5 protein-coding genes are annotated in these 3,961 nt (G+C 47.7%); 1 reads left to right on the forward strand and 4 read right to left on the reverse strand.

The window, feature by feature from the left end:
• Nucleotides 1-165 precede the first annotated feature (165 nt).
• Nucleotides 166-1,167 (forward strand): hypothetical protein, encoded by a 1,002-nt coding sequence (locus tag ACE3T3_RS15750; protein WP_374668588.1) that lies wholly within the window; start codon nucleotides 166-168, stop codon nucleotides 1,165-1,167.
• 32 nt (nucleotides 1,168-1,199) lie between these two features.
• On the opposite strand, the gene ACE3T3_RS15755 is transcribed toward ACE3T3_RS15750, so the two are convergent.
• From ACE3T3_RS15755 to ACE3T3_RS15770, 4 genes are all read right to left on the reverse strand, one after another.
• Entirely contained in the window at nucleotides 1,200-1,622 is a 423-nt protein-coding gene (locus ACE3T3_RS15755; RefSeq protein WP_374668590.1) for an HAD domain-containing protein, read from the reverse strand.
• A 183-nt stretch (nucleotides 1,623-1,805) separates the two neighbouring features.
• Complete coding sequence (locus ACE3T3_RS15760) at nucleotides 1,806-2,615, reverse strand: hypothetical protein (protein ID WP_374668592.1); 810 nt, start codon at nucleotides 2,613-2,615, stop codon at nucleotides 1,806-1,808.
• Nucleotides 2,616-2,728: 113 nt separating this feature from the next.
• Nucleotides 2,729-3,247 carry an exonuclease domain-containing protein gene (locus ACE3T3_RS15765; RefSeq protein WP_374668594.1) on the reverse strand — a complete coding sequence of 173 codons (519 nt, stop codon included), beginning with the start codon at nucleotides 3,245-3,247 and terminating at the stop codon, nucleotides 2,729-2,731.
• 119 nt (nucleotides 3,248-3,366) lie between these two features.
• Nucleotides 3,367-3,675: a cyclic-phosphate processing receiver domain-containing protein gene (locus ACE3T3_RS15770; protein ID WP_374668596.1), complete on the reverse strand. Its 309-nt coding sequence runs from the start codon at nucleotides 3,673-3,675 to the stop codon at nucleotides 3,367-3,369.
• Between the last annotated feature and the right edge of the window lie 286 nt (nucleotides 3,676-3,961).

Raw genomic sequence — 3,961 nt, forward strand, 5'->3', positions numbered from 1 at the left:
GTGCTTAACGCTGAATGGATGCAGATATCGGCCACGGTGGTGTATAGCGCCATGTTGGAATGGTGGCTCAGAGGGTTTGGGGAGGCTGTCAGAAATATCCGGAAAACGGCGATTGAATCGTAAGGAAAGCATTCTTGAAAAATTTACCCCGAATAGGGAATCGGTATGGTTCCAAATTTTTTTACGTCTGAATATTCTTGTCTGCCAGAGGAAAGTTTTTTGCGTTGGTTTTTGAAATGGGCGATTGAATCGAATAAAAACATTAAGCCCAATTTGCACGCGTCCGCAAAATCGTTTCTGGCGTTGGTGTGCTCTAGAAATAATTTTCAATTGGATTTGAAAATTGATATAGTGACTGATGTTGCTTGTGTGCTGGATAGTGAATGTAGTTTGTGGTTTATTCTGAATGACAACATCGCGCTGGCGATTAATGGTGGAAATCTATATGAACATACGCTCGATGAAATTCGGAAAAATTTTTCCGAAATTGCTGGAGATTACAACATTCCATCCAGTCGGGTTTGTGCATTTACTTATGATTGCCGAGATGGGGTAGATGACATTCGAAGTCTGGCGGATCAAGGATTTCCACTGATTGATCGTCGTGATTTGCTTCGTTTGTTCTCCAGTCCCGTTGGTGTGCGGGCAGAGGTGGAAAGCGATACGTATTCTGATTTTAAGAAATACCTACTGCAGTTAGAGAACGAGGCGCAAGGTTTCCTTCGTATGCCGCCAGCTGTGTGGAAGTGGACGCAGTGGGTCGATTATTGCCATGATTTGTATATGCGCTTTGGCAATGGCCGCCGTGGGCGTTTCGTAGATCTCATTGCCCGTACAAGCCACGAATTTTTCGATATGGGGCATCAGGTGGTTGATGGCGGGATTTTATTTCTGCGCATCGATGAGAAGCACCAACTCAGTTTCATGCTGCAAATCGAAAAATTAGAGGAGCGCAGGAAGTGGCTTGCTTATTGGCAAGACAAGGTTTTCGCCATTAGTAAGCAATTGGGTTTAGAGATTGTTCGCCCTCGCTGTGTAGGCACTGAAAAAGATGTTGTGCTTGCGACGTTGGCTCAAAGTTATATGGCTTTGCAGAATGATGGCTTGGTTGATGTGCAAGCTACGTCTGATAAGATTAATTCGATTTCGGTTCTTTTGGCTATCTGAAAACCATGAGCTCCATGGTCGAGAAATAAATTTTAAAGCCCGGCGCCCTGCAGCGCCTTGTTCAGCTGAACGGCTCGGTGTTCGCTCAGCCCCTCCCAGGGCTGGCAAAAGACCACCCGATGCCTGTAGTCTCGAAAGTCACCCTGCGAATCGTCCAGTGCAACCCACGGCCTATTGCTCGCGTGGTGTTGTTGCAGCCACTCCAGGATTTCCCATTCCCGTATGTGCATCCTCGGTAGCCCGTCTGCTGGATACGTGGGCGTAGTCCCCACGATGCGGTGCGCAATATCCGCAGAAAAGAAGGCGCGTAGCTGCAGCATGCCAAATTGCTGGCGCCAGGTCGAGCTGATAACGATTTGCACGCCTGGGTGCCGACGCATCACTGCTTCAAACCTAGCAGGCTGCTGAAATACTGCTGGAGAACTCAAAAAATGACGACTTTGAGGGTACCTCACCCCTTACCGGGTTCGAAATAATCGCTTGTAGGCCGTTTTACGCGGTCGATGTTCTTGGCTGCCGATGGGCAAACCAGCATTTCAGCAGCCTGCTAGGTAGATGGCAGAAGCAGACCTCTTTGGGCGTCGGCTCGCCATCGTATTGGGGGTGTAGCACCCCGTCGAAATCCAAAAAAAGAAAATTCACCATCGGCGAAGTGATTCCGGGGTTGTTACATTCCATCCGTGCGTGGTAAGACGTGCAAAAATATCGCCTGTCAATGGGTTCCAATTTTCCGGCATTTTGATTTTCATCGAATTTTCTCCGTTCGCATCTAAAACTTTTTTCTGATCTTGAGAGATGTGTACCACGCCAATAATTCGATCCAAAATTCTTGCGAGATCCTCTGCGTAGGAATCATCCTCCACGTATTCAACAACCAGTTTCCGAGATTCAAAATAATTCAAAAATAAATCACGAATGAATGCACATGGGACAACGTGCTCTGGGTGCGCCCCTGCGCTAGGCGCTGCGTCTGTTTTTCCAAGATAAATCTCGGTGTTGGGAAAAATAAATTCGATTGCACGGCTGTGATGGGTTATTACTCCCTCGCTCATTAACCAAAAAATTCTTACTAGTTGAATGCATTTCTCTTTGCGAGTGGGTTTGTGATTATCTTCTAAAATTTTGATGGAGTTTTCATATCTGCTGCATATTTTTATTAGCTTTTGTTCTGAGTCTTGAATGTTGATTGTGTCTGAATTTTTTGTTCTGAGCCAAGCCTCTGTTCTTAAGGCTGTAGTTAGTAGGTCGCAGTTATTTTTTCGAATGAGATCTTCGAGAATGTAGTTTCTCAAATCGCTCCAATGCAATAATTTGCCCGAGATTGGGTTTAATAATTCTAATAATTCTGAGTGACCATCCCCGGAAGAGGTTTTGTGCAGGTATTGAAAATAATACGATAAAAATGATACTTTTTCTAGATAATTAAATTCTTTGAAATTTTTTGGCATGATTACTCTGTGGTCTGTTGAGATATTTTTGAATTTATTTGAGGGATGTCGTGATGGTTGATTTGTGTTTTTTATTAATTGAATAGTTATTGATTTTTTTGTTTTGATTTAAATTATTGCGATGTTGAAAATTTAAAGTAAAGTTCCCCCAAAATTTTTGCATCGCGCAGCGTATCCAAATTCGTACCTTCAGGCTCTTGAATTTGATAGCGCTCACACAGTGAATTCAGGCTGCATCGCTCGCCTGGGTGCTTCTCTTTGAAATAAGCAAGGGTATCAATCCATAATTCTGGTTTCGATAAATGAGGCCAATCTAGGTCAATATTGAAGAACTCGAAATCAAGAAATGCTCTGTCAAATTCTGCATTGTGAACTACCAATTTGTCGTTGCCAACGAAATCGATGAAGGCTTGGGAAATATCCGCAAATGTGGGTTTGCCTGCCACCATGGCGTCGTTGATTCCGATGATTTCTGTAATGTACTCAGAAATAGGGTGTTCGGGGTTCAGCAAGTGGTGGAACTCTCGTCCGGTTAGCTTGCCGTCCAGCATTTCTACTGCGGCGATTTCCACAATGCGGCCTTCAGCAGGTGATAGGCCCGTGGTTTCGGTGTCAAGAATGATCAGTCGCATGGGTGTTTCGGGTGGTGGGGTGTGGGGCAAGCGTCTGGTGCATGCCGCCCCAACATCGTAGCCAGTGAGTTGCGCAGTCAGCGTTGGATGGGGGTGTGGTGTGGTTTATCTGAAAGGGGTTAAGAGTTCACGCCATCGGTGTGTTTGAAGTTCAGACCGTCTGCACTGTTGTATCCGGCAGCATGCAGCGCGGCGGCCATTTTGCTGCGGGCCGTCAGGTTGGTGGTGACGAGTTGCACACGCTGGGGCAGGCAGTCGTGCCCTATGGCCCAGTGCAGCACGTCCAGGCCTGTTTTTTCAGCGCCCAGGTCATGGTCCAGGCACAGGCAGGCCCAGGGGCCACTGGCCAGCAGGCGCTGGCCCGCTTCGGGCGTGCGGGCAATGGCGTCGGTGTTGAGGTCGCGCACGTCGTCAATCAGTAGCCACATGGTTCGCTCCGTTTCTGCTGGGCCCAGTCTGGACTGGGCTGGCTCCAGCGTGGAAGGGGAATGCAGGAAACATTGTCTTCAGTGCTGCGACAAAAGGTGTCGTTACCATGGCTGCGTCGCAACGTAACAGAGAGCCTGATGGCGAAAGAACCTTGTGCGCAGCGGGTATCGTTGCGCCCATGGCAACAATCACCAACTACACCGCAAACACCCGCCCCGCCCGCTGCGTCATGGTGCTGGGCACCACCAGCGGCGCTGGCAAAAGCTGGCTGGCCACCGCGCTGTG

The organism is Acinetobacter sp. (genome assembly GCF_041919735.1).
Lineage (GTDB): Bacteria > Pseudomonadota > Gammaproteobacteria > Pseudomonadales > Moraxellaceae > Acinetobacter.

Excerpts from the sequence above, each read along its gene's own strand:
- ACE3T3_RS15765 (WP_374668594.1), bottom strand. The coding sequence starts at position 3,247 with ATGCGACTGATCATTCTTGACACCGAAACCACGGGCCTATCACCTGCT.
- ACE3T3_RS15760 (WP_374668592.1), bottom strand. The coding sequence starts at position 2,615 with ATGCCAAAAAATTTCAAAGAATTTAATTATCTAGAAAAAGTATCATTT.
- ACE3T3_RS15750 (WP_374668588.1), top strand. The coding sequence starts at position 166 with ATGGTTCCAAATTTTTTTACGTCTGAATATTCTTGTCTGCCAGAGGAA.
- ACE3T3_RS15770 (WP_374668596.1), bottom strand. The coding sequence starts at position 3,675 with ATGTGGCTACTGATTGACGACGTGCGCGACCTCAACACCGACGCCATT.